At 34.2% G+C, this 20,903-nt stretch carries 17 protein-coding genes and 1 other RNA gene; 12 read left to right on the top strand and 6 right to left on the bottom strand.

The window, feature by feature from the left end; translation table 11 throughout:
- Nucleotide 1 precedes the first annotated feature (1 nt).
- The 4 genes from motA to EL158_RS06255 form a co-directional block, all read right to left on the bottom strand.
- The gene (gene motA / locus EL158_RS06270) at nucleotides 2-778 is read right to left on the bottom strand and encodes a flagellar motor stator protein MotA (RefSeq protein ID WP_027303627.1); all 777 of its coding nucleotides are present in this window, start codon (nucleotides 776-778) and stop codon (nucleotides 2-4) included.
- A 14-nt stretch (nucleotides 779-792) separates the two neighbouring features.
- Nucleotides 793-3,432: a DNA polymerase I gene (polA, locus tag EL158_RS06265; RefSeq protein WP_027303626.1), complete on the bottom strand. Its 2,640-nt coding sequence runs from the start codon at nucleotides 3,430-3,432 to the stop codon at nucleotides 793-795.
- 51 nt (nucleotides 3,433-3,483) lie between these two features.
- Nucleotides 3,484-7,401: a S6 family peptidase gene (locus EL158_RS06260; protein WP_027303625.1), complete on the bottom strand. Its 3,918-nt coding sequence runs from the start codon at nucleotides 7,399-7,401 to the stop codon at nucleotides 3,484-3,486.
- A 128-nt stretch (nucleotides 7,402-7,529) separates the two neighbouring features.
- On the bottom strand, nucleotides 7,530-8,816 hold the full coding sequence (locus EL158_RS06255; protein WP_027303624.1) for an arsenic transporter: 1,287 nt from the start codon (nucleotides 8,814-8,816) through the stop codon (nucleotides 7,530-7,532).
- 253 nt (nucleotides 8,817-9,069) lie between these two features.
- Between EL158_RS06255 and EL158_RS06250 the strand changes: the two genes are divergently transcribed.
- From EL158_RS06250 to mnmH, 8 genes are all read left to right on the top strand, one after another.
- Complete coding sequence (locus EL158_RS06250) at nucleotides 9,070-9,480, top strand: histidine phosphotransferase (RefSeq protein WP_027303623.1); 411 nt, start codon at nucleotides 9,070-9,072, stop codon at nucleotides 9,478-9,480.
- A gap of 1 nt (nucleotide 9,481) precedes the next feature.
- Nucleotides 9,482-9,840, top strand: a transfer-messenger RNA (tmRNA) gene (gene ssrA / locus EL158_RS06245).
- 13 nt (nucleotides 9,841-9,853) lie between these two features.
- Complete coding sequence (locus tag EL158_RS06240; protein WP_027303622.1) at nucleotides 9,854-10,567, top strand: tRNA1(Val) (adenine(37)-N6)-methyltransferase; 714 nt, start codon at nucleotides 9,854-9,856, stop codon at nucleotides 10,565-10,567.
- Nucleotides 10,545-10,919, top strand: a complete 375-nt coding sequence (locus EL158_RS06235; protein WP_027303621.1) for a YkgJ family cysteine cluster protein — start codon at nucleotides 10,545-10,547, stop codon at nucleotides 10,917-10,919. The genes EL158_RS06240 and EL158_RS06235 overlap by 23 nt, the downstream gene beginning before the upstream one ends.
- A complete protein-coding gene (locus EL158_RS06230; RefSeq protein ID WP_027303620.1) occupies nucleotides 10,892-12,172 on the top strand; it encodes a tetratricopeptide repeat protein in 1,281 nt (426 codons plus the stop codon). The genes EL158_RS06235 and EL158_RS06230 overlap by 28 nt, the downstream gene beginning before the upstream one ends.
- Nucleotides 12,159-12,941, top strand: a complete 783-nt coding sequence (gene trpC / locus EL158_RS06225; RefSeq protein WP_027303619.1) for an indole-3-glycerol phosphate synthase TrpC — start codon at nucleotides 12,159-12,161, stop codon at nucleotides 12,939-12,941. Before EL158_RS06230 ends, trpC begins: the two co-directional genes overlap by 14 nt.
- A complete protein-coding gene (locus tag EL158_RS06220) occupies nucleotides 12,941-13,429 on the top strand; it encodes an HIT family protein (protein WP_027303618.1) in 489 nt (162 codons plus the stop codon). Before trpC ends, EL158_RS06220 begins: the two co-directional genes overlap by 1 nt.
- Nucleotides 13,413-14,417: a tRNA 2-selenouridine(34) synthase MnmH gene (gene mnmH, locus EL158_RS06215; protein ID WP_027303617.1), complete on the top strand. Its 1,005-nt coding sequence runs from the start codon at nucleotides 13,413-13,415 to the stop codon at nucleotides 14,415-14,417. Before EL158_RS06220 ends, mnmH begins: the two co-directional genes overlap by 17 nt.
- Here the strand turns inward: mnmH and EL158_RS06210 are convergent.
- Nucleotides 14,395-15,912 (bottom strand): inorganic phosphate transporter, encoded by a 1,518-nt coding sequence (locus tag EL158_RS06210; protein WP_027303616.1) that lies wholly within the window; start codon nucleotides 15,910-15,912, stop codon nucleotides 14,395-14,397. The genes mnmH and EL158_RS06210 overlap by 23 nt on opposite strands.
- 132 nt (nucleotides 15,913-16,044) lie before the next feature.
- On the opposite strand from EL158_RS06210, the gene EL158_RS06205 reads away from it, so the two are divergent.
- The gene (locus tag EL158_RS06205; RefSeq protein ID WP_081788082.1) at nucleotides 16,045-16,869 is read left to right on the top strand and encodes an inverse autotransporter beta domain-containing protein; all 825 of its coding nucleotides are present in this window, start codon (nucleotides 16,045-16,047) and stop codon (nucleotides 16,867-16,869) included.
- Here EL158_RS06205 and EL158_RS06200 read toward each other — a convergent pair.
- Nucleotides 16,866-18,191 carry a cation:dicarboxylate symporter family transporter gene (locus EL158_RS06200; RefSeq protein WP_051529113.1) on the bottom strand — a complete coding sequence of 442 codons (1,326 nt, stop codon included), beginning with the start codon at nucleotides 18,189-18,191 and terminating at the stop codon, nucleotides 16,866-16,868. The genes EL158_RS06205 and EL158_RS06200 overlap by 4 nt on opposite strands.
- Nucleotides 18,192-18,396: 205 nt before the next feature.
- Here EL158_RS06200 and cetC point away from each other — a divergent pair, with 205 nt between their 5' ends.
- The 3 genes from cetC to cetB all read left to right on the top strand — a co-directional run bounded on the left by cetC (nucleotide 18,397) and on the right by cetB (nucleotide 20,859).
- On the top strand, nucleotides 18,397-18,891 hold the full coding sequence (gene cetC, locus EL158_RS06195; protein ID WP_027303613.1) for an energy taxis response protein CetC: 495 nt from the start codon (nucleotides 18,397-18,399) through the stop codon (nucleotides 18,889-18,891).
- Between the two features lie 85 nt (nucleotides 18,892-18,976).
- Nucleotides 18,977-20,362: a bipartate energy taxis response protein CetA gene (gene cetA, locus EL158_RS08900; protein ID WP_027303612.1), complete on the top strand. Its 1,386-nt coding sequence runs from the start codon at nucleotides 18,977-18,979 to the stop codon at nucleotides 20,360-20,362.
- Between the two features lie 2 nt (nucleotides 20,363-20,364).
- Nucleotides 20,365-20,859, top strand: coding sequence for a bipartate energy taxis response protein CetB (gene cetB / locus EL158_RS06185; protein ID WP_027303611.1), 495 nt, complete (start codon nucleotides 20,365-20,367; stop codon nucleotides 20,857-20,859).
- Nucleotides 20,860-20,903: the final 44 nt, after the last annotated feature.

Here is a 20,903-nt window from a genome sequence, read left to right as displayed (position 1 = left end):
TTTACCCTTTGTCAAATTGTGAAATTCTTGGGTCATCGTGGCTTAAGAAATTAAAAAGTTTTGCTTCTAAATCTCTAGGATTTGCCCCTTCTGCTATACCTTTAATCGCCTCAGTAATGACAACTTGCTCTTTGACAAAATCCATGCCGTTAGCTTTCATTTTTCTTCCCCAAGGTGCAAAAAGCGCATAAGCTCCAAAAATTCCCGTAACAGTAGCGGTAAATGCACCAGAAATTCCCGCCGCCATAGCTTGAGGATTATCCAAAAGTTTTAACGCAAGGATAAGTCCAAACACCGCTCCAACAAGTCCCATTGTAGGGCAGGTTTCTCCAAAGACTATCCAGTATTCCGCACATTCTTTATAATGTTCCTCTAATTGTTCAGTTTGAATCTCCATACTTTCGTGAATTTCTTCAAAGCTTTTGCCATCGACTAACATCATCATAGCATTTTTTAAAAATTCGTTTTCAATCTCATTTGTTCTTGATTCTAAGGCTAAAAGTCCATCTCTACGCGCGACAATAGCAAATTCTATAAGTTGTGCGATGCGTTCTGGTAAATTCACGCCAGACCCCTTAAAAACGATTTTTAGCTCTTTATAGGCGGCTTTCACAATTTTTTTATGTGTAGCCGTCATAGCACAAAAAGCTGCCGTTGGCATCACGATAAGAAATGATGAGAAGTGCAAAACATGCAGAGGATTTCCCCCCTCTAAAATATCCCCCACAGAGATACTAGTAACAGCTAGCACCATTCCAAGTATGGTCGTTAAATCCATTTTTTATTACTCCTTCACTTTAAAGCGCCCCAGTTTTTAGCGATACTTGAACTTGTTTTTAAATTAACTTTTAATTTTACTATATTTTCCATAATATCCCTAGCTCTTTTTTCAAATTTTTCACATAATTCATCTTTAACTTCGAAAATTAGCTCATCGTGAATTTGCAAAATAAGCCTTTTATCTGCATCAAGCTCCTTGTAAAGTTCTAGCATAGCAAGTTTGATAATGTCCGCAGCCGAGCCTTGAAGGATAGAATTAATACTTTCTCTCTCATACATCGCCACTTGCATAGGTTTTGCATTAGCAAAGTCAAAATAACGCTTTCTACCGCTTAATGTGCTGATAAAACCATTAATTTTTGCATCATTTTTTACTTTTTCAAAAAAGCTTTTAATACTTGTGAAATTAGCAAAATACCTTTCTATATAAGTTTTTGCTAGACTTGCTTCTATCTTTAAATTCTGGCTTAAGGTTTTATAGCCCATACCATAAATAAGTCCAAAATTAATGCTTTTAGCAATGCTTCTTGTTTCATAATTACTCTCACCGAAAATCATTATAGCCGTTCTTGCGTGTATATCTTCATCATTTTTAAAGGCTTCTAAAAGCTTTTCATCTTCGCTAAAATGTGCGAGCATTCTAAGCTCTATTTGGGAATAATCAAGACTGATAAAACTAAAGCCCTCCTGTGCGATAAAGCAAGATTTGTAGTCCTTAGCATATTGTCCGTGAGCTGGGATATTTTGCAAATTTGGCTCTTTGGAAGAGAGGCGTCCTGTGGCTGTGCCTGTTTGTAAAAAACTTGAATAAATACGCGAATTTTCATCTTTTAAAGCAAGTTTTAATAGGGGCTCACAATAGGTCGAGTAAAGCTTGGCAAGCTCTCTATAAGCTAGAATTTTACTCACGACAGGGTGCCTATCTGTCAGACTTTCTAGCACTTTTTCATCAGTAGAATAGCCCGTTTTTGTCTTTTTGGCACTAGGGAGCTTAAGCTTTTCAAAAAGCACATCGCCTACTTGCTTAGGGGAATTAAGATTAAATTTATCATCGCAAAGCGTGTAAATTTCTTCACTTAAAAGCTTGATTTCTTTTTCAAATTCTTGCATTAAATTTTGAAGCTTTTGCGTTTCTAATTTAATGCCACTTTGTTCCATTTTTCTTAAAACTTCTATAAAATTAAATTCGCTTTCAAAGCCAAGTTTTAGTAAATTTGGCTCTAAATTTTTTAAAAAATATAAGTAAAATCTTAAGGTGATATAAGCATCCTCAGCAGCGTAATTGCAAGCCTTTTCAAGTTCTACACTGGCAAAATTTTCTCCTTTTTTTACCACACTTTCAAAATGCAGGGTTTTATAATCAAAAAGTCTTAGAGCTAAATCGTCCATATTAACACGCAAAGTTGGATTATAAAGCCACGCTAAAATCATAGTGTCGGCATATTTTTTGGGAGGGGTGAGTTTAAAATTATTTTCAATTATGGCAAAATCGTATTTTAAATTATGCCCTATGATAAAATGAGAATAAATTTGCTCCAAAGCTCTTTTTGCCGCTTGCATTGAAATTTGACTAGGCACTGCTAGATAAGTGTGATTTAACGGCACATAAAAGGCTTCATTTTCACTCACACAAAAGCTAAAGCCTACGATTTTAGCTTCTCTTACATTAAGCCCTGTTGTTTCAGTATCAAAGGCGATAATGCTTTCACTCTCAAGGCTTTCAAGCTTATCAAAAAGCGTGTTCTCATCGAGGATTAAGGTCGCTTTAAAGCCTAAATTTTGATTACGATTTTGAGGATTTGCCTTTAGCTTTTTGAGTAAAGAATTTAGCTCAAAACGCTCTAAATAATCAAGCACCCTTAAAAGAGGCTCTTCTTGCGTATAGACGCTTTTTTCTATCAAATCCTCTAAATCTAAATCTTCATACAAACTAGCAAGTTTTTTGCTCAAAAAAGCATTTTCTTTGCCCTCTAAAAGCAAATTTTTACTTCTTTCATTACGCACAAAACTCAAATTTTCATAAATTTCTTCAATATTACCAAACTCATCAAGCAAATTTTTAGCACCCTTAGCACCTATGCCTTTAACGCCCGGGATATTATCTGCACTATCTCCACAAAGAGCTAAGAAATCTTTAATTTGCGAAGGTTTTACTCCGTATTTTTCCAAACAAGCCGCTTCATCATAGTCATTTTTAGAAATGGGACTATAAATGCTAACTTTTCCATCTTTAATAAGCTGATAAAGGTCCTTATCCTGCGTGATAATACGCACGAAAATGTCCTTATCATTACAGCTTTTTACCACAGAAGCGATGATGTCATCAGCTTCATAATATTCTTTAGAAATGCTTACAAAGCCCATTTTTTCTATCATCTCAATGCAAATGGGAATTTGAGCTAAAAGCTCAGGTGGGGGAGGAGTGCGATTTGTTTTATAATTAGGGTCAATCTCACTACGAAAGGTTTTGCCATTAGAATCTAGAGCGAAGATGATGTAATCACTCTTATATTCATTTTTAAGTGAGTAAATGAAATTTGCAAAGCCACTTACCATACCGCTTGGCTCACCTTTTGAATTTTTGAAATTTTTTAAAGCATAAAAAAGCCTAAAAAAAAAGCCAAAAGTATCAATAATCGTTAAAGTTTTCATTAAATGCCTTTTTTGCTTATTATAACGAATTTTTGATACTCGCGTTATAAATTAAAAATGATATTCCGCCTTAAATAATCCACTTGCACCACTTTCACCTCTAAAGGTTGTTTGAAAATTGGCATTAATTCCTAGTGTTAAAGCATTATTAATTTTATAATCTGTCATTAAATCAAGATTATAAGTTACCTTATCACCTTGTAAATCATATCCTATAAAGCGATTTGAGCCGTCAATTCCTATGCGAATTTTATCATTGCTACTATGAATAGCCTTTTTACCAGATATTCCTGCACTAAAAAATAAATTTTCATTTATATAAGCATATTCAGCACCCAAAATTCCATTTAACGCGCGGTAATCATAATCCGCAATTTTCATAATATCAAGCGTATATCCTGCCATTTGATTAACAACATACTCAAGCCCCAAAATAGGCTTAATGGCTTGATTTTCATTTAGTTCAAAGGCATATTTGTAAATCCCACTTACGCCAAAACTATAATCCGTCATCTTAGCTGTAGCCAAATCATTATATTTTTTACTTTTGCCTATAATATAATTAGCATTTACTTGCAGTTCGTGAGCATTGTGAGTTAAAGCACTATATAAGCCAAAGCCGTAATTATTTACATTATCATTATAACCACCATTATCAGCATAGCTTCTACCAAAACTTACAAAAGCACCTAAAATCATATCATTTTCATCGAAGCTAAACTGCCTATCATAGCCTATATTGGTGTTAAAATATTTTAAATACCCACTTCCCTCAAAGTATCCGCCTCCAGTGTTTATCCACATATTATTAGCCAAATAATCGTTACTCATAGGATAAACCAAAGGCACATCACTTGCAAGTGAGGCGTATAAATAAGAGCCGATTTCATTGCTTGCTCTTAGATTATTGATTTTAATAGAATTAATTCTCTTACTTGTGATTTTATTATGATGATTGATTTGCTGTAAATTTGCACTTTGACTTAGGGTTTTCGCAATATCTTTAGCATCATCATCAACCTTTTGAATTCTTGCAACAATTCTATTAATAGCACTCGTATTATTTCTGTTAAAAGCTACATCTAAAACCAATGGGTGATTTGGATTTGCGGCAATTAAGTCATTAAGTAAAAAAAGTTGATGATAATTAGCACGATTGCCGATAGTATTCATTATATCATTAGCATTGACTTGATTGTCCTTTGTAAAGCTTAGTTTTATGCCTGTGTCTGTCTTAGTAGCGAGGGCTTGAACCTTACTATTGCTATCCTGTCCTTCAAAACGCACTAAAAAATTATCTTGCGTTATAAGCTTTTTAAGCAAGAGCATATCATACTCACGCCCTATTTCAACGCTATCTTTATTTAAATCTTTAGCAAAAGAAACAAGAACTTCACCATCTTTTTCAAATTTCATTTGCATATCTTCAAGCTTAAGCGCTAAAAATTTCTTATCTCCCACACCACTACCCACATCACTTAACTTTAAAGCTTCCGTTATGTCAATGTGCTTTACATTGTTATCTTTCCAAGTAATATTATCATTTTGCTTATGGCTTAGATTCTTAGCTCTTAAGCGTGAAGTGTCATCAAACTTAGAGCCATTGAGTGAAAAAGTGGAATTAAGATTATCAAAAGCTAGGGTAGAAGCCTTTAAATTCACATTTTGAGGGATTTTTGAACCATCAGCGACATTTAGGGTTGAACTATTGACATTAATTGTTTTACCTAAATTTTTATTTTGAGTGTTTAAGGATACGGTGCTGTTTTCTATTTTTAACTCATCAATGCTAAGTTGTGATTTCTCATCGACTGAAATAGCATTGTTTGTATCTTTGATATGTAAAGATTTTGCTGTAAGTTTTGCTTCATTTTCTAGCTTCAAGCCCCTTTCTAAAAGCGTAATTTCATCATTACTAGCTGTTAAAGTAGCCTTATTTAAATCCACACTTGCGCTAAATTGCTTAATGCCTTGCGAAGTGATAGTAGAGCCTTGACTAGCCTTTAAATTTCCTTGATAAGTGATAGTATCTTTCACATCGGCGCTAAGGCTTTGACTTTGTATGCTCTGTTGTAAAGACTTACTATCGCCACTATCGATATAAAGGGTTTTGCTATTAAGAGTGAGAGTTGAGCCATTATTTAGCGTAATGTCCCCACTAACATTAGCATTTCTTTCAATGAAAAGCTTAGAGCCATTATCAAGTGTGATATTTCCCTTATATCCTCTTTGTATCCAGTCAGGCTGGTTAAAAGTTACGGTTTGATTGATAACTTTATGTCCTTGACCCATTTGATTAGCTTTGTTTCTATCATATTTATCAATATAATGTCCCACCTCACAAATACCCAAAAAGGCAGGTTGCGCACAGCCTCCCTTCCAAGTCGCGTGTGGCACAGGCTTACCTTGTAAAACAATATGCTGATTACTCCCATTTAAAGTGCCGATGTCAAATCCTCCGTCAAAGATAATTTCTCTATTTGTTGGACTCGCATTATTTTTCGCACTTAGCGTAGAATTTCCTATTTGGATATTTGTATTCCCACTAATATTTGCGTGTATAATTGTTTTATTCGAATTATTAAGATTAAGGGTAGAAATTTGATTTTTATTTTCATTTGTAATCATAGCATTTGAATTATAAGCCTTAACCCCACTCATACTCACGCTATGTCCGTTTAAATCAAGTATTCCTCCACTTTTACCAAAATTTAATTTATTATAATCAGTCGCTTTATCGTTATCAATAATCAATCTACCATCTCTATTAGCCAAATGCACTTCGCTAAAGCTATTTTCAGCCTTGAGTCTAACGACACCCTCCCCCATACGCAATTTACCATTTGTTTGCTTTGTTACTTCGAGTTCGCCCTTGCCGATTTTGTGTAAATCGCCACTAACTCCTGTGTTCCACACAACCTTAGAATTTTCTTCTACTATATCGATCCCAGCCCCAGCAAAAGAGCCACTACCACTAATTTCTAGTGTCTTATTATCCCCCCTTAAGATTATTCCCCCTATGCCTTGATTTACTGCGTCATTTATAGTTATCGTTCCACTATCGTTATATACGCTGTCTTTATTTTGTTCGTTTTGATATGTCCCACCATTTGCAACTCTTTCTTTTTCAAATTGTTTTTTAAAACTATCAAGCTGATTGGGATCAGTAATAGCCCAAAAAGTGTTTGCAACTTTTTGACCACTCGGTGTTCCGCCGTGAGTAGTCCCTACAATTTCCCATTCTTGCGTTGTTTTATTAAAGACAAAAATAGGGCTTCCGCTATCTCCTGAGTTAATAACACCCTTAAGAGGTCCATAATGATTGCCATTTGGTCTTACAACCAATTGATTGCTACCAATATCACTTGGCTTGATATAAAATAAGTTCCCTGCTCTAGCTCCTGTTCTTACCATCTCTTTAGCATTAGGGCTACCATCCCAATGCTGGAAACTCATAATCCCATCACCGCTTCTATATATAATAATGCGTTCTTCATCTTTATAATGAGTCATATAATTTGCTGCATTTTTTTTCAAATCATTAAAGCTTATAACCTTATAGCCCCCCTCTACGATAAATTTATTCACTCTTGTATATGCTGAGTCGTTTGCGTATGTTGTAACTTGCTTATCGGCATATGATGAATCGCCAAGCTTAATGTTTGAATCTAAAACTATTGGTCTGCCATTTGGATGCACGATATGTTTTGCTGAAGCCATATAAGCTCCACCAACTGAAGTCTTATTTGCACCATTAAATTTAGAAAAATCAGGAAAGGGTAAATCAGGCAAAGCGACCTTTGAGCCGTCTTTTTTGATAATGCTAAGATTAGTCGCTCCGGGAGTAAATTGCCCTAAATTCTGTCCAAAGTCTAAATAATCTCTCGTATAAAAATTATTCTTATCTACATTCATCGCATACAAACTTTGTGCCACCGCAACTGATAATAAAAATGCCCTTGTCTTCATCAATTATCCTTATCAAATATACAAAACCAAGATTGTACCAATATAAAGCAAATATGATAAGAATTAGATAAAAATTTATTTATTCTTTGTTTAAATAAAAACTAATATAGAAATATTTTAAAATATTATTACATCATCGCACAAAGCCAAAGTCCCAAAAGTCCGAAAAAAAGCACAAAAGGCACGATAAGCAAAGCTACGAGCATATATTGCAAAAAGCTAATGCTAATTCCGTAGCGTTTAAGGCTAAAAAGCCAAAGCAAAGTTGCTAGTGAGCCAATGGGAGTAAGCTTTGCCCCGACATTGCAGCCTAGTAAATGAGCAAAAATAAGTGCGTTACTAGAATCTTGCAATACTAAATCTCCTAGCAGGACCATAGGCAAATTATTTATCACACTAGAGCCAAGACTTGAAGATATACCTACGCTAAAGATTTGTGCGAACAATGGCAGGGTATCAAAACGCTTAAGCCCTTCAGCTAGTAAGCCAACAAGCCCCATATTATTTAGCCCAAATACCACGATAAATAACCCCAAGCTAAAAGTTACAATGCCTAAAGGGGCAAGTTTGAGCATTTGTGTGAGCGTAATTTTGTGCGTTAGGATTCCACACAGCGTGCTTAAAAATGCCACGCCTAGCGTGAAAACACAAAGAGCAATGCCAAATTTCTCCCCGCTAATAATGCCAAAGAGCAAAAGTAAGATTAAGGCAAAACAAAATAACGTAATACTAGGCTTTGGCAAAGCTTGTGTATGCACTTTAAACTCTAGCGTTTTTGGGAGTTTGCGTGTAAATAAAATCCAAAATAACACAAGGGTAGCAAAAATGACAAAAAGCTGTGGTAATGCCATAGTTAAAGCGAAATCGATAAATTTGATTGTAAAAAAATCTGCGGTGATGATGTTTGTGAGATTTGAAAAGATAAATGTATTTGAAGCAAAATCGCTCATAAATCCTACAAATAGTAAAAAGATGATAAGCGGAGAGCGTGAGAATTTGACATTTTTGATATGGGTTAAAAGTGCGATGATTAGAGGCGTTAGGATTAAAATCGCTCCATCATTAGAAAAAAATGTCGCTAACACACTTGTAAGCACACCTATAAAGACAAAAAATTTCCAAGTTTGTAAATGCAAGGTTTGCTTATGTGTAGAAAGCCTTAGCGTGTAATGGGCTAAAACTTCAAAAAATCCAAGCTTTTCTAAAGATAATGCAAAAATAATAAGCCCAACAAGGCTAAAGGTGCTATCCCACACTATACCCCACACAAACGCCACATCGCTCAAACTCACAACCCCAAATCCCAAGCAAAGTGCCGCCCCAAGAGAGCTATACACCCACAAAGGCAAATTAAAAGGACGGATATAAATGCAAAGTAAAGTGAGTATAAAAATGATGAAGTCTACATAACTCATAAAAATTTTCCATCATAGTCAATAAATTATTTAAAACAACAAAGAGAGTTTTATAAAATAGCAGAGAAAATATCCCATAAAAATTTGTGAGATTTGCATACATACCTCTGATTTTATTTTGAGAAGAAGTGTATTAAAATTGTATCAATAAATCAAGATTGATATAATTAATTTGAGAATTCAAAGATGTTTTTCTCATTTTAAAACATTTGTTATAATTTCAAAATGTTTGATTTGGAGTTAGAATAATATTATGGGAATTTTGACGAAATTAGAACTTGAATATGATGTCGATGAAGTGGAGAAATTTTTGGAATTTTTTCGCAAGATGTGCGATGGGTTTGAGCCTTTGATTATAAAACTTGGAAGTGATAAGATGAAATATAAAGAAGCTATAAGTGAGCTTGAAACTCTAGCACATAATACCGCTTGGGCTGCGAGGAGACTGAGCTTAGATGAGGTAACGGATCTTTGTGTGTTTTGTGAGGAGATGATGGCACAGGCAAAGCGTTTTGAGGGACCTGCGAGTGAGGAATTTATGGACTGGATGCTTTTGCTTGGCGATCAGTTTGAGAAATATTGTAGAAGTTATGAAAATGACGCCTCTGTTTTAGCTATTTTTAATCCTTTAATTGTTAATGTTCCAAATGTTATTTCTAAATAATGGGGACGACCTGGCTTCGACAGGAGTAGTTTGACTAGGATGGCATACCGCTTTGGGCAAAGCGTAAAAAGCCTAAATAAAATTAAACGCAAACAACGCGAAATTTGCTCCTGCTTACGCTAAAGTTGCGTAAGTTCAGTTGAGCCTAGAGCTTGAGCGATACTATCTAGCTTAAGTTTTAGTCATTTTTGGTAGTGTAGTTTTAAGGCTTGACGCACCTTAAAGCGAAGTTTAGTCTAGTCAAGTTCTTAAGTTTTGGAAGATGAGCGGAATTTGATGAAAGAGTCATCTTTGCTAAGTATGTAGAGGTCTTTTTTGGGCTATTTTTGGACAGGGGTTCAATTCCCCTCGTCTCCACCACCACAAGGTTACAATGCAAATTTTAAAATTCTTTCAATTTTCAAATGCTTATCGTTATAATAGTGATTCCTTACTCTTAAGTGCTTTTGTTTTAGAGGATAAATTAAATCAAAAAACACTTTTAGATGTAGGTGCTGGCTGTGGGATTATAGGGATTTTACTTAAAAGTTTTAACACAAATTTAAAGCTTTCTTTATTGGAGCTTCAAAAAGAAAATATTATGCTAATTCAAGAAAATTTAAAGCAAAATAATTTTGAAGCGGAAATTTTACATAAAGATTTTAAAGAATTTAAAAGTGAAAAGCGATTTGACTGCATCGTTTGTAACCCTCCTTTTTATAGGCAAGAAGCGCAAAAAAGCACGAATTTACATAAAAGTATGAGTAAAAGTGCTTCTTTTTTACCGCTTGAGGATTTGGTTAGGGGCGTTAATTCTTTACTTGCTCCGCGTGGAGTGTTTTATTTTTGTTACGAGGCTTTGGCTTTGAGTGAAATTTGTGTGATTTTAGAGAAATACAAGCTAAAAATGACTAAAATTCGCTTTATTCATAGCAAAAAGGGTGTTAAAGCAAGGCTTATTTTAGTAAAAGTAGCTAAAAGTGCAAAAAGTCTTTGCGAAATAAGTTCACCCTTATTTGTCTATGAGGAAGGAATTTTAAGCAAGGAAATGAGAGAGCTTAACACGAAATTTAGGATTGAAAGTTATGATTTTAAAAGAGGGCTTTAAATATAGCTTTGATGAAAGTAAATGCGAAAGTTGCGGGGGTAAATGCTGCACGGGAGAAAGTGGTAATATTTTTGTTAATCAAGAAGAAATTAGACTTTTAAGAGAGCATTTTAAGCTTGACGAATTAGAATTTAGGGAGCGTTTTTTAAGAAAGGTTGGCTTTAAATTTAGCTTAAAAGAAAAGAAATTTGAGGATGGGTTTGCTTGTATTTTTTTTGATACAAAGAGGAGAAATTGTTCCATTTATGCTTTGCGTCCTACGCAATGTAAAACCTTTCCCTTTTGGGACTATTTTAAAACACATAAAAAGGAATTGGAAAAAGAATGTATAGGAATTACTTATTTATCTTAATCGCCTGTCTTTTTTTAGGAGCTTGTGCGGGTAAGAATCATCACATTGAAGCAGAATTTAAACCTGTGATGGAAAATACGCTTGATAAGGATTTAATGAAAGCTTTTGTGTGTGAATATTATGGCGAATTTGAGTGTGCTAGAGACATTTACTTAAATTTGTATGAAAAAAATGGCGAGGCTAAATTTTTAGAGCAGGCTTTCTTTTTAAGTCTAACGCATAATTTGAGCAAAACAAAAGAACTTAATGAAAAGGCACAAAAATTTCTTCAAACAAATCCTAACATCAAGCGTTTAAGTGTGCTTTACTCTCTTTCAAATATGGACTTAGCAAGGGCACAGAAATTAACTCTTGAGCTTTTAAAAAATGATGATTATCCCGGAAATTACGAGCTTTATGGAGATATTTTACTAAGAAAAAATCAGCTCAAAGAAGCCTTAAAATATTATAAAATCGCCTATAAGCAACTACCAAATGAAGCAATGGCATTAAAAATGATAGGAATTTACACGCTTTTAAATGACATTAAAGGTATGAAGAAATTTCTTATTGATATGCGTCAAAAGCAAAGCTGCACTTTAAAAACTTGTGTATTTTTATCAAAAATTTATTTAGATGAGAGAAATTATAAAGAGCTTGAAAGTCTTTATTTAGAGCTTTATGAATTAAGCTTTAATGAGAATTTTTTACTCGCTTTGATTGAAATTTATATCAAGCAAAATCAAAGGCAAAAAGCCCTAGATTTAGCCTTTCAGTATGACTTAGACGATGAACTTAAGGTTTTTTTATTACAAAATTTAAAGCGTTTTGACAAGGCAAAAGAATTAAGCCTAAAGCTTTATGAAAAAAATGGAGATAAGGAGCATTTGCTTCGTGCGGCGGTATTTGAATTTGAAGAAGCTAGTTTTAATACAAAGCCTAGTTTAGAGGTCGCTAAAAGTGTGGCTAAAAAATTTGAAAAAGCGATGACAAAAGAGAATTCCCCTCTTTATTTAAATTATTATGGTTATTTGCTGATTGATTATGACTTAGATGTTAAAAAGGGCATGGAATTTGTGGAGCTTGCTCTTCAAAAAGAGCCGAATAATTTTTATTATTTAGACTCTTTGGCGTGGGGCTATTATAAATTAAAAGATTGCAAAAAGGCTTGGGGGCTTTTAGAAAAGACTTTTGTGGATAAAGAATTCGCAAATTCGAGTGAAAGCAAAGAGCATCAAAAAGCGATAAGGGCTTGTTTAAATGATATTAGATGAAATTTTTTTAAAAACAAAAGAAGAATTAGAAAAGCGCAAATTTACCCTACCTTACGATATGCTTGGACGCTCTTTAGCGGCTAATCCCTTTTTTCCAAAAGATGTTTGCAAGGCGTTAAAAAGAGTTGGTAATGAGATAAAAATCATCGCTGAAGTGAAAAAGGCTAGTCCTAGTAAGGGAATTTTAAGAGAAGATTTTGACCCTTTAAATATAGCCTTAAATTATGAAAAAAATTCCGCCGCCGCACTTTCTATTTTAACGGAGCCTTTTTATTTCAAAGGCTCTTTAGAATATCTTAGTCTTATACGCCGTTATACGCAAATTCCTTTGCTTAGAAAGGATTTTATTTTCGATGAGTATCAAATTTTAGAAGCTTTGGTTTATGGGGCGGATTTTGTGCTTTTAATCGCAAAAATGTTAAGCACAAAAGAGCTTAAGGCACTTTTGGAATTTAGTAGGCATTTGGGACTTGAAGCCTTAGTGGAGATTCACAATAAAGAAGATTTAACAAAAGCGATTTTAGCTGGAGCTGATATTATCGGGATTAATCATAGAAATTTGGACGATTTTACTATGGATATGAGTCTTTGCGAGAAGCTTATCCCTCAAATTCCAAATTCTAAAATCATCGTCGCAGAAAGTGGTTTAGAAGATAAGGAATTTTTGAAAGAACTTCAAAAAATAGGCGTTGATGCTTTTTTAATCGGTGAATATTTTATGAGACAAAATGATGAGGGTAAGGCTCTTAAAGCCTTATGTGAGGATTAATGGAGCATCTTTACGCACCTTGGAGAAGCGAGTATTTAAATGATAAAAGTGAGCAATGTCCCTTTTGCCTATGTGTAAGTGAACTTCAAAAAGATAAAGAGCTTGGCATACTTTTTAGGGCAAAACATTGTTTTGGCGTGATGAATCGCTATCCTTATACGCCGGGGCATTTTATGGTTATCCCTTATAAACACGAAGAACATATAGAGAATTTAAGCGAAGAAGTGTGGGTGGAAATGAGTCTTTTTGTGAGAGAGGGAGTGCAAATTTTAAAAGAACACTTAAAAGCGAGTGGGGTTAATATAGGTATGAATTTAAGCGTAGCTGCTGGTGCTGGTATAGCACCGCATTGCCATTATCATTTAGTGCCGCGTTGGATAGGAGATACGAATTTTATCACTTCCATAGGACAAACGAGGGTTTGCGGTGTGGATTTGGAAAAAATTTATCACAAACTACTTAAGGCTTTTAATGCTAGAAGAGCTTGATTATGCAGAGTTTTTAAAGCAAAAATTTGATGCTTTAATTGATGCGAGAAGTCCGCTTGAATACTCTCACTCTCATCTTAATAAAGCCTTGAATTTTTACGCCTTAAATAGCGAAGAACATCAAGAAATAGGCATTTTATATAAGCATAATCAAGCCAAAGCCAAAGCTAAGGGCGCTGAATATATTTGTGCCAATATGGCAAAACATATCCCTCTTTTTACAGACAAGTTTAGAATCGGTGCTAAGGTTGGAATTTATTGTGCTAGAGGAGGTTTGCGTTCAAAGTCTATGGCGGTGATTTTAAGTGAGCTAGGATATAGGGTTGTGCGTTTAAGGGGTGGCTTTAAGGCTTATAGAGCGTATTTAAACGACTTTTTTTCAAAACCTTTGCAATGTGAATTACTTGTGCTATGTGGTAATACAGCTTGTGGAAAAACGGAGCTTTTGGAGCTTTTAGGGCATTCCATTAATTTAGAAAAAATGGCAAATCACTTAGGCTCTTCTTTTGGAGATATTTTAGGAAAGCAGCCTAGCCAAAAGGCTTTTGATGAGGCTTTATTTTATTCTATGCAAACAAAACTTGCCTTTATAGAAAGCGAAAGTCGTAAAATAGGCTCTATAACCCTACCCCTAAAGCTTTATGAAGCGATGCAAAAAAGCTTCAAAATTCATTGTTTTGCTTCGCAAGAAAAGCGTATAGAGCGTATAGAAAAACTTTATAAAAGCAAAATGAATGAGGTAAATTTTTACAGCTCTTTAAGAAAAATTAGTCCTTATATTAGCCTTAATTTGCGTTTAGATTTAGAGGACGCTTTTAAAAAGGAACAATGGCAAAAACTCATTGCTATGCTTTTGGAGTATTATGATAAAAGCTATAAAAAAAGCTCACAAATTCACTATGAGCTTTTAACAGATGATCTTTTAAAAGCTAAAAAAGAGCTTATGGCTCTTTATGAAGAAAGGCTTAAAGTCCTAAAGCAATTTTAAAGCCCATAAATACGGCTGCTGCCATTAAGCCTGCTGCTGGTAGGGTGATAACCCACGCCAAGCCTATAGGCTTCATCATAATCCAATTTGCATTTTTAGAATAAAGCCCAATACCCAAAACCGCACCGATTAAAATGTGTGTGGAGCTTACAGGAATTCCAAGCTGAGTGGCTAAGAGTATGACTATGCTAGCACCAAGTTCTGCACTAAAGCCTGTTGTAGGGCGTATAGAGGCGAGTTTTTGACCAACTGTTGTGATAACTTCTTTTCCTAAGAACCATAAGCCTATTACCAAAGACACGCCAAACATAGCAAGAGCGGCAAAAGGCACAGGAGAGGTGGCGTTAATGGCATTAGTTTTAAGCACATCTAAAATGGCTGCAAAAGGACCTATGGCATTAGCAATGTCATTTGCTCCGTGTGAAAAGGCGAAACTTGAAGCGGTAAAAATTTGAAACCAAGAGAAAATTCTATCGGTTGTTTTGTTAAGTTCCGTTTTTTTCACTATGCTTACAACCGCAAAGGTAACGACATAACTAATTGTGCCTAAAATTCCCACGATCCAAAAATTCTGCAAAACATCTAAGGTGCTGACATTATTTAAGCCCTTAAACAAAAACATTGAAGCAATAACCATAGTCCCTAAACAAGCCATAATTGGCATATGGGTTTTTAAAATTCCATAAATATCAATGGCTTTTTCTTTTTCTTTAAATTCTTTAATTTTATTTTTATAAAAACTTTCATCATCATCTAAGGCTATGATACTAAGCTCTCTAATTTGCTCTTCATCGCTTTTTTTTCTAAGCTCATTAAAAAATTCTTCTTTAAATTGTTTTTTTGCTTTTTTAAGCTCTTTGATGTCTTCATTTAAATTTTTAGCAGGCTTTAAAATTTTTTTATCTATGTAAGAATAGATGATGTAAGCGACCAAACCGCCTAAAAGTGGCGAAGCAATCCAACTTATGGCTATTCTTAAAATTTCACTCCACTTCACCATAGCTAAGGTTTGAGTGCCATCAAATTCCAAAAGTCCCATCATAATGCTAGCTCCAACTATGCCGCCCACTATGCTATGTGTGGTTGAAACAGGTAACCCTCTTTTAGTTGCTATAAAAATCCAAAGCCCCGAGCTTAAAAGTGCAGCTAACATAATGGCGACAAAAAGCATAGGATCAAGTGAGCTTGGAAAATTGACTATACCGCTTCTTATTGTTTTAGTTACCTCTCCTCCTGCAAAAATCGCTCCACTTAGTTCAAAAACTGCGGCGATAATTAAGGCTTGTTTAATGGTAACCGTCTTAGCTCCAACGCTCGTTCCAAAGGAATTTGCTACATCATTACCACCTATATTAAATGCCATAAAAATACCAAAGATAGAGGCAAGGATAAAAAGTATAACTTGATGAGAGGCAACATAATTAAAACCCCAAATCATAAAAAAAACCGAACTAATGGCAAAAATGCTAAAGGCGAGAAAATTATCTTTTTTCAAAGCGAAACCTTTGTGCTAAAGTAAAATGACAATTGTAATATCCTAAACTAAAAAATTTAACAAAAGTGTTTTAAATATAACTTAATAAATTCTAAATTTACTTTTATTTGTTTTTATTTTTTATAATGAGAAATGATGAAAAAGACATTGATAGGGATTTTGTTGTGCCTTTTTGCACAAAATTCTTTTATTTTTGCAGATGTATTGGGTAAGGCTTTAGAGGAAAATAAAGAGGGCAATTGGACGCGTTTTAAATTTAAATATGAAAATAATACGCCAGAGGTGCAAGAAGAAAGCGTAGATTTTCAAGCAGCTTTAAATTCCGCTCTTTCAAGTGCTTTTGAAAAAAATAATGGCATTGATCAAACGGAAGGGAATTTAGATTTTCAAAATGAAAATTTTCAAATGAAAAACCTCACTTCTCTTTATGAAGGAGAAAACGACTCCTTGCTTTTTCAAAAAGAAATTTTCGTTTCTCAAGAAAGCTATAATTATTCTGGTGGCTTGATTAATCGCTATATGCACGAGAATTTTTTGTTTGGCGTTAATGGCTTTATCGATAAGCACAAAGAAGAAAATAGCGATAGCTCAAGTTGGGGTGCGGAATTTGGCTATACGGATACGCTTAAAGCTTATACAAATTATTATATGCCTCAAGATAAAAGCGTGGAGAGGAATTTGCAATTAGGTCTTAGCTTTGTTGTTCCGTCTTACGAATCCGTCATTTTTGATGTGAGTAAGGATAATGAAAAGGCAAATTATCAAATCACCTATAAGCCTTATAAGGTGCTTAATTTCAATCTTTTTCAAAGTCAAAATAAAGAAGATGAAATTCAAAATGCCGTCCGCGTAGGCTTTAATTTTAGCTTAAATAAAAGTTTTTTAAGACAATTAAAAGAAGATGAAAGCAAATTTGAGGAAATTAATCGCTACGATTTCTTTCAAAGAAATCGTTAGTTTAAAGTTTCGTTGCGAAATTTTTCAGGATGATTGATAGCGTAATTGAATTTCTCCCAGTCAATTTGCTTATCCCAAATGCCAACGATAAGTGCGGCGACACTATTTCCGCACAAATTTCCCACAGCTCTCATTTCTGACATAAATTTATCCACTCCTAGCAAAATGCTAATGGCAGCTATGGGTAAAACTTCTGCTAAAGTGCCTCCAGCTTCTTCTATTTGCATACCGCCAAGTGCGGCTAAAGTGCTTCCAAGCACGATAAAACCAGAGCCTGTAACGCCAACTGCTCCTTTTGAAGCGACCATTAAAACAAGTAAAATGCTAAGTTCGTGGCTAAGGGATAAATTCACACCAAAAGCTTGTGCTAAAAAGATGAGACACACGGATAAATAGATATTTGTGCAGTCTAAATTAAAGCTATATCCAGTCGGTAAAACAAGTCCTACTGTGGCTTTTGAAATTCCTGCTTTTTCGAGTTTTTTCATTAAAGGGGCGAGAGCGGATTCGCTTGAGCTTGTGGCAAAGACGATTAAAACCTCTGCGGCGATAAAACGCATAAATTTAAAGATATTGACCTTCGCCAAATAGCAAATAATCCCTAAAATTCCAAAGATAAACACAAGACAAGCAAAAAGCATCACTAAAAGTAAATAGCCAAGATTAAGAAGCGAGCTTAAGCCATATTGTGCGATGAGAAAAGCCATAGCACAAAAGGCGGCTATGGGACTAAAATACATTATGATTTGTAAGATTTTAAAAACGAAATTTTGCACGACTTCAAAGACTTTTTGTATGCTTTGCTTATCTTCATTTTTCATTAAAGAAATGATAAGAGCTGTAAGTATAGCAAGGACTAAAACCTGTAAGGTTTTTCCCTCCGTAAATGGGCTGATGAGATCCGTTGGGATAGCGTCTTTTAAGATTTGTATGATTTCAGAGCTTGCACTAATGTCGGCATTGCTTTTTGCAAGATACTGCTCTATACCTTTGCTATTGATTTCATTAGGATTTAAATTCATATTTGCGCCTGGTTTTAAAATATTTGTAATGAAAATTCCAACAGCCAAAGCAAGAGTGCTAACAAGCTCAAAGTAAATCACGGATTTAAGCCCTATGGAGCCAACTTTTTTAAGATTATCAAGACTGATGATGCCTAAAATAATCGTTACAAAAATAATGGGACCGATGAGAATTTTTAAAGCGTGGATAAAATAATCCACTCCAACTTTAACATTTAAAGCCAACTCCTTATGCACACAGCCTAAAATAATTCCCAAAATAATGCCTAAAATAACCCAAAAAGCAAGACTTTTGAGCATATTTTTGCATTTTTCTTTTGTGATGAAAAGAAACAAAATTTACCCTTTTGTAATAAAAATTATTTAATAATTGTAGCTAAAATTAGCTTTATAAGCGTTTTTTTTTTTTGATTTAAGGGCTGAATTTTTGGTATAATAAACAAGATTTTGTTTTAATTAATAAAAATAAAATATTTTATAAATATTTTATTATAAGGGATTAGTGGTGAAAGAGATAGTTTTAGCAGATGATACACTCATTACCTCAAAGACAGATTTAAGGGGTGATATTATTTATGCAAATGATGATTTTTTAAAATACGCAGGCTATACAATGGACGAAATTTTATATAAGCCACATAGCATAGTAAGGCACGAGGATATGCCACGCACCGTGTTTAAATGCTTATGGGATTATATTACTAAGGGACACGAAATTTTTGCTTTTGTAAAAAATAAGGCAAAAAGTGGAGATTATTATTGGGTTTTTGCAAATATTACAGCTTCTTTTGATGAAAATGGTAATATTATTAATTACTATTCCGTGCGTAGAAAGCCTAATCCTAAAGCCATTTCTATAATGGAAAGTGTTTATAAAACCTTGCTTGAAAAGGAAAAGCAAGGAGGCATTAAAGCTGGTGTGGAAACTTTAATGGAGGTTGTCAATTCTTATAAGGTTACTTACAATCAGTTAATTTTTGATTTACAAGAAAATAATTAAGAGTTTTTTAATCTCTATTAAATATAATCCGTAATTTTATCTTAGAATTTTGAGAATTATTTAAGTTAAGTTTAAAGTGAGGAAGATGATGAAAAGTATTTTTGTGTCAGCGATTATGCTAAATGTAGCTGGAATTTTGCTAAGTTTTATGCTTAATGTTTATGTTGGGTCGGTGTGTTTTGTCGCTGCGGTCGTGCTACTTATTTATGCTATGTTGTTACATAAAGATGAAAGTGAGATGATAGAAAAGCTTTTTGCGCTTTCTAATTATCTTAAAGAGGGAGATTTTGACAAAAGGGTGATTTATATTAAGAGTAAAAGCAAGAAACTCGCCCAAATCGCCGATAATTTAAATAATATGATAGATGGGCTTGAGGCTTATTTAAGAGAAATTAATACCTCCATTACCTGTTCGCAAAATAATGAATTTTATCGCAAGGCTTTGCCTGAAGGTTTAAAAGGAATTTTTGCTCACAATATAGAATTTATCAATAAGGCTTTATCTAATATAGAGGTAACGGCAAAATCAGCCTTTAAAAACGCTCTTTCTAAGACTTTGATGGACTTAAGCTTAGGCAGTCAAAATAAAGATATGTCGCGCATTACAACTTCTTTAAATGCGGATATTAACGCGATGAATAATATTTACGATGTGGTTTATTCTATCACTAAGGTCGCTACTGAAAATGGTTCGCAGGTCATATCTTTGCAAGAGTCTATGAATACCTTAATGGAAGTTGTTAATTCTAGCAAGGAAACGGTGGAAGCTTTTGTGGCAAATTCGCAAAATATCACTTCGGTGATTGAGGTTATCCGTGATATAGCAGATCAAACAAATTTGTTAGCGCTTAATGCTGCTATTGAAGCAGCAAGGGCTGGAGAACACGGACGAGGCTTTGCAGTCGTAGCAGATGAAGTAAGACAACTAGCAGAAAGAACGCAAAAATCAACGAGCGAAATTTCCATAGCTATACAAACAATGCAACAAGATTTTGACAATATACAATCAGGAAGCGAACAAGTTTTCGACATTGTTAGCAATTCAGAAGAACGCATTTCAAATTTCTCTCAAGCATTTAAGCGACTTGAAGAAAACAGCTCCGAACTTGGTGTAAATTTTACCTCCTTTGCAAAAAAACTCATTTTATCTGTCGCAAAGATTGATCATATACTCTATAAATCCAACATCTATCTCGCCCTTAATGGCACACATAATTTTGATTTAAATAGCTTTGATGCCATTTCACATCTTTGCCACGAAGAAAGAACTAAGATGATTATTAATGAGCTTGTAAGTGATGAGGATTTAGATGAGGTAAGAGCGGCAATTAAAGAAAATGCAAGCTGTGCGATAGAAGAGTCAAAAGCCGCATATATAGGACAGGAAGCTTATGACTCCATAGTGAGTAAAGTAACAGCATTAGAGGGTAAGAGTGCGGAAATTTTAGCAAAGCTTAAAATAGAGGAATAAGTATGGCGAAGGAAATTTTTTTAGAAAAAGATTGTCTTATTACCTCAAAGACGGATTTAAAGGGCAAAATTGTCTATGCAAATGATGATTTTTTAACATATGCAGGTTATAAAATGAACGAAATTTTATATAAACCGCACAATATAGTAAGACACGAGGATATGCCTCGCACCGTGTTTAAAATTTTATGGGATTATATGAAAAGGGGCGAGGAAATTTTTGCTTTTGTAAAAAATAAGACGAAAAATAATGATTATTACTGGGTTTTTGCCAATGTAACGCCATCTTTTGATGTCAATAATCAAATTATAGGCTATTATTCCGTGCGTAGAAAGCCTAATGCTAAAGCTTTGGAGCAGATTAAACCTCTTTATAATGAGCTTTTAAAATTTGAACAAATGAGTTTGGATAGAGGTGTGGAATTTTTAAGAGATTTTTGTAAAAATTCCCATAAAAGCTATAATGAGCTTATTTTTTCTTTGCAAGAAGCAAAGTGATTTTATTTGCTAAATTCTTATATAATTTCAGCCTTTAAAAAAAA

Source organism: Campylobacter upsaliensis (assembly GCF_900637395.1).
In the GTDB taxonomy this organism is placed as follows: Bacteria; Campylobacterota; Campylobacteria; order Campylobacterales; family Campylobacteraceae; genus Campylobacter_D; species Campylobacter_D upsaliensis.
The sequence above is the reverse complement of the archived record's forward strand: the minus strand, read 5'-3'. Positions and strand labels throughout refer to the sequence as shown.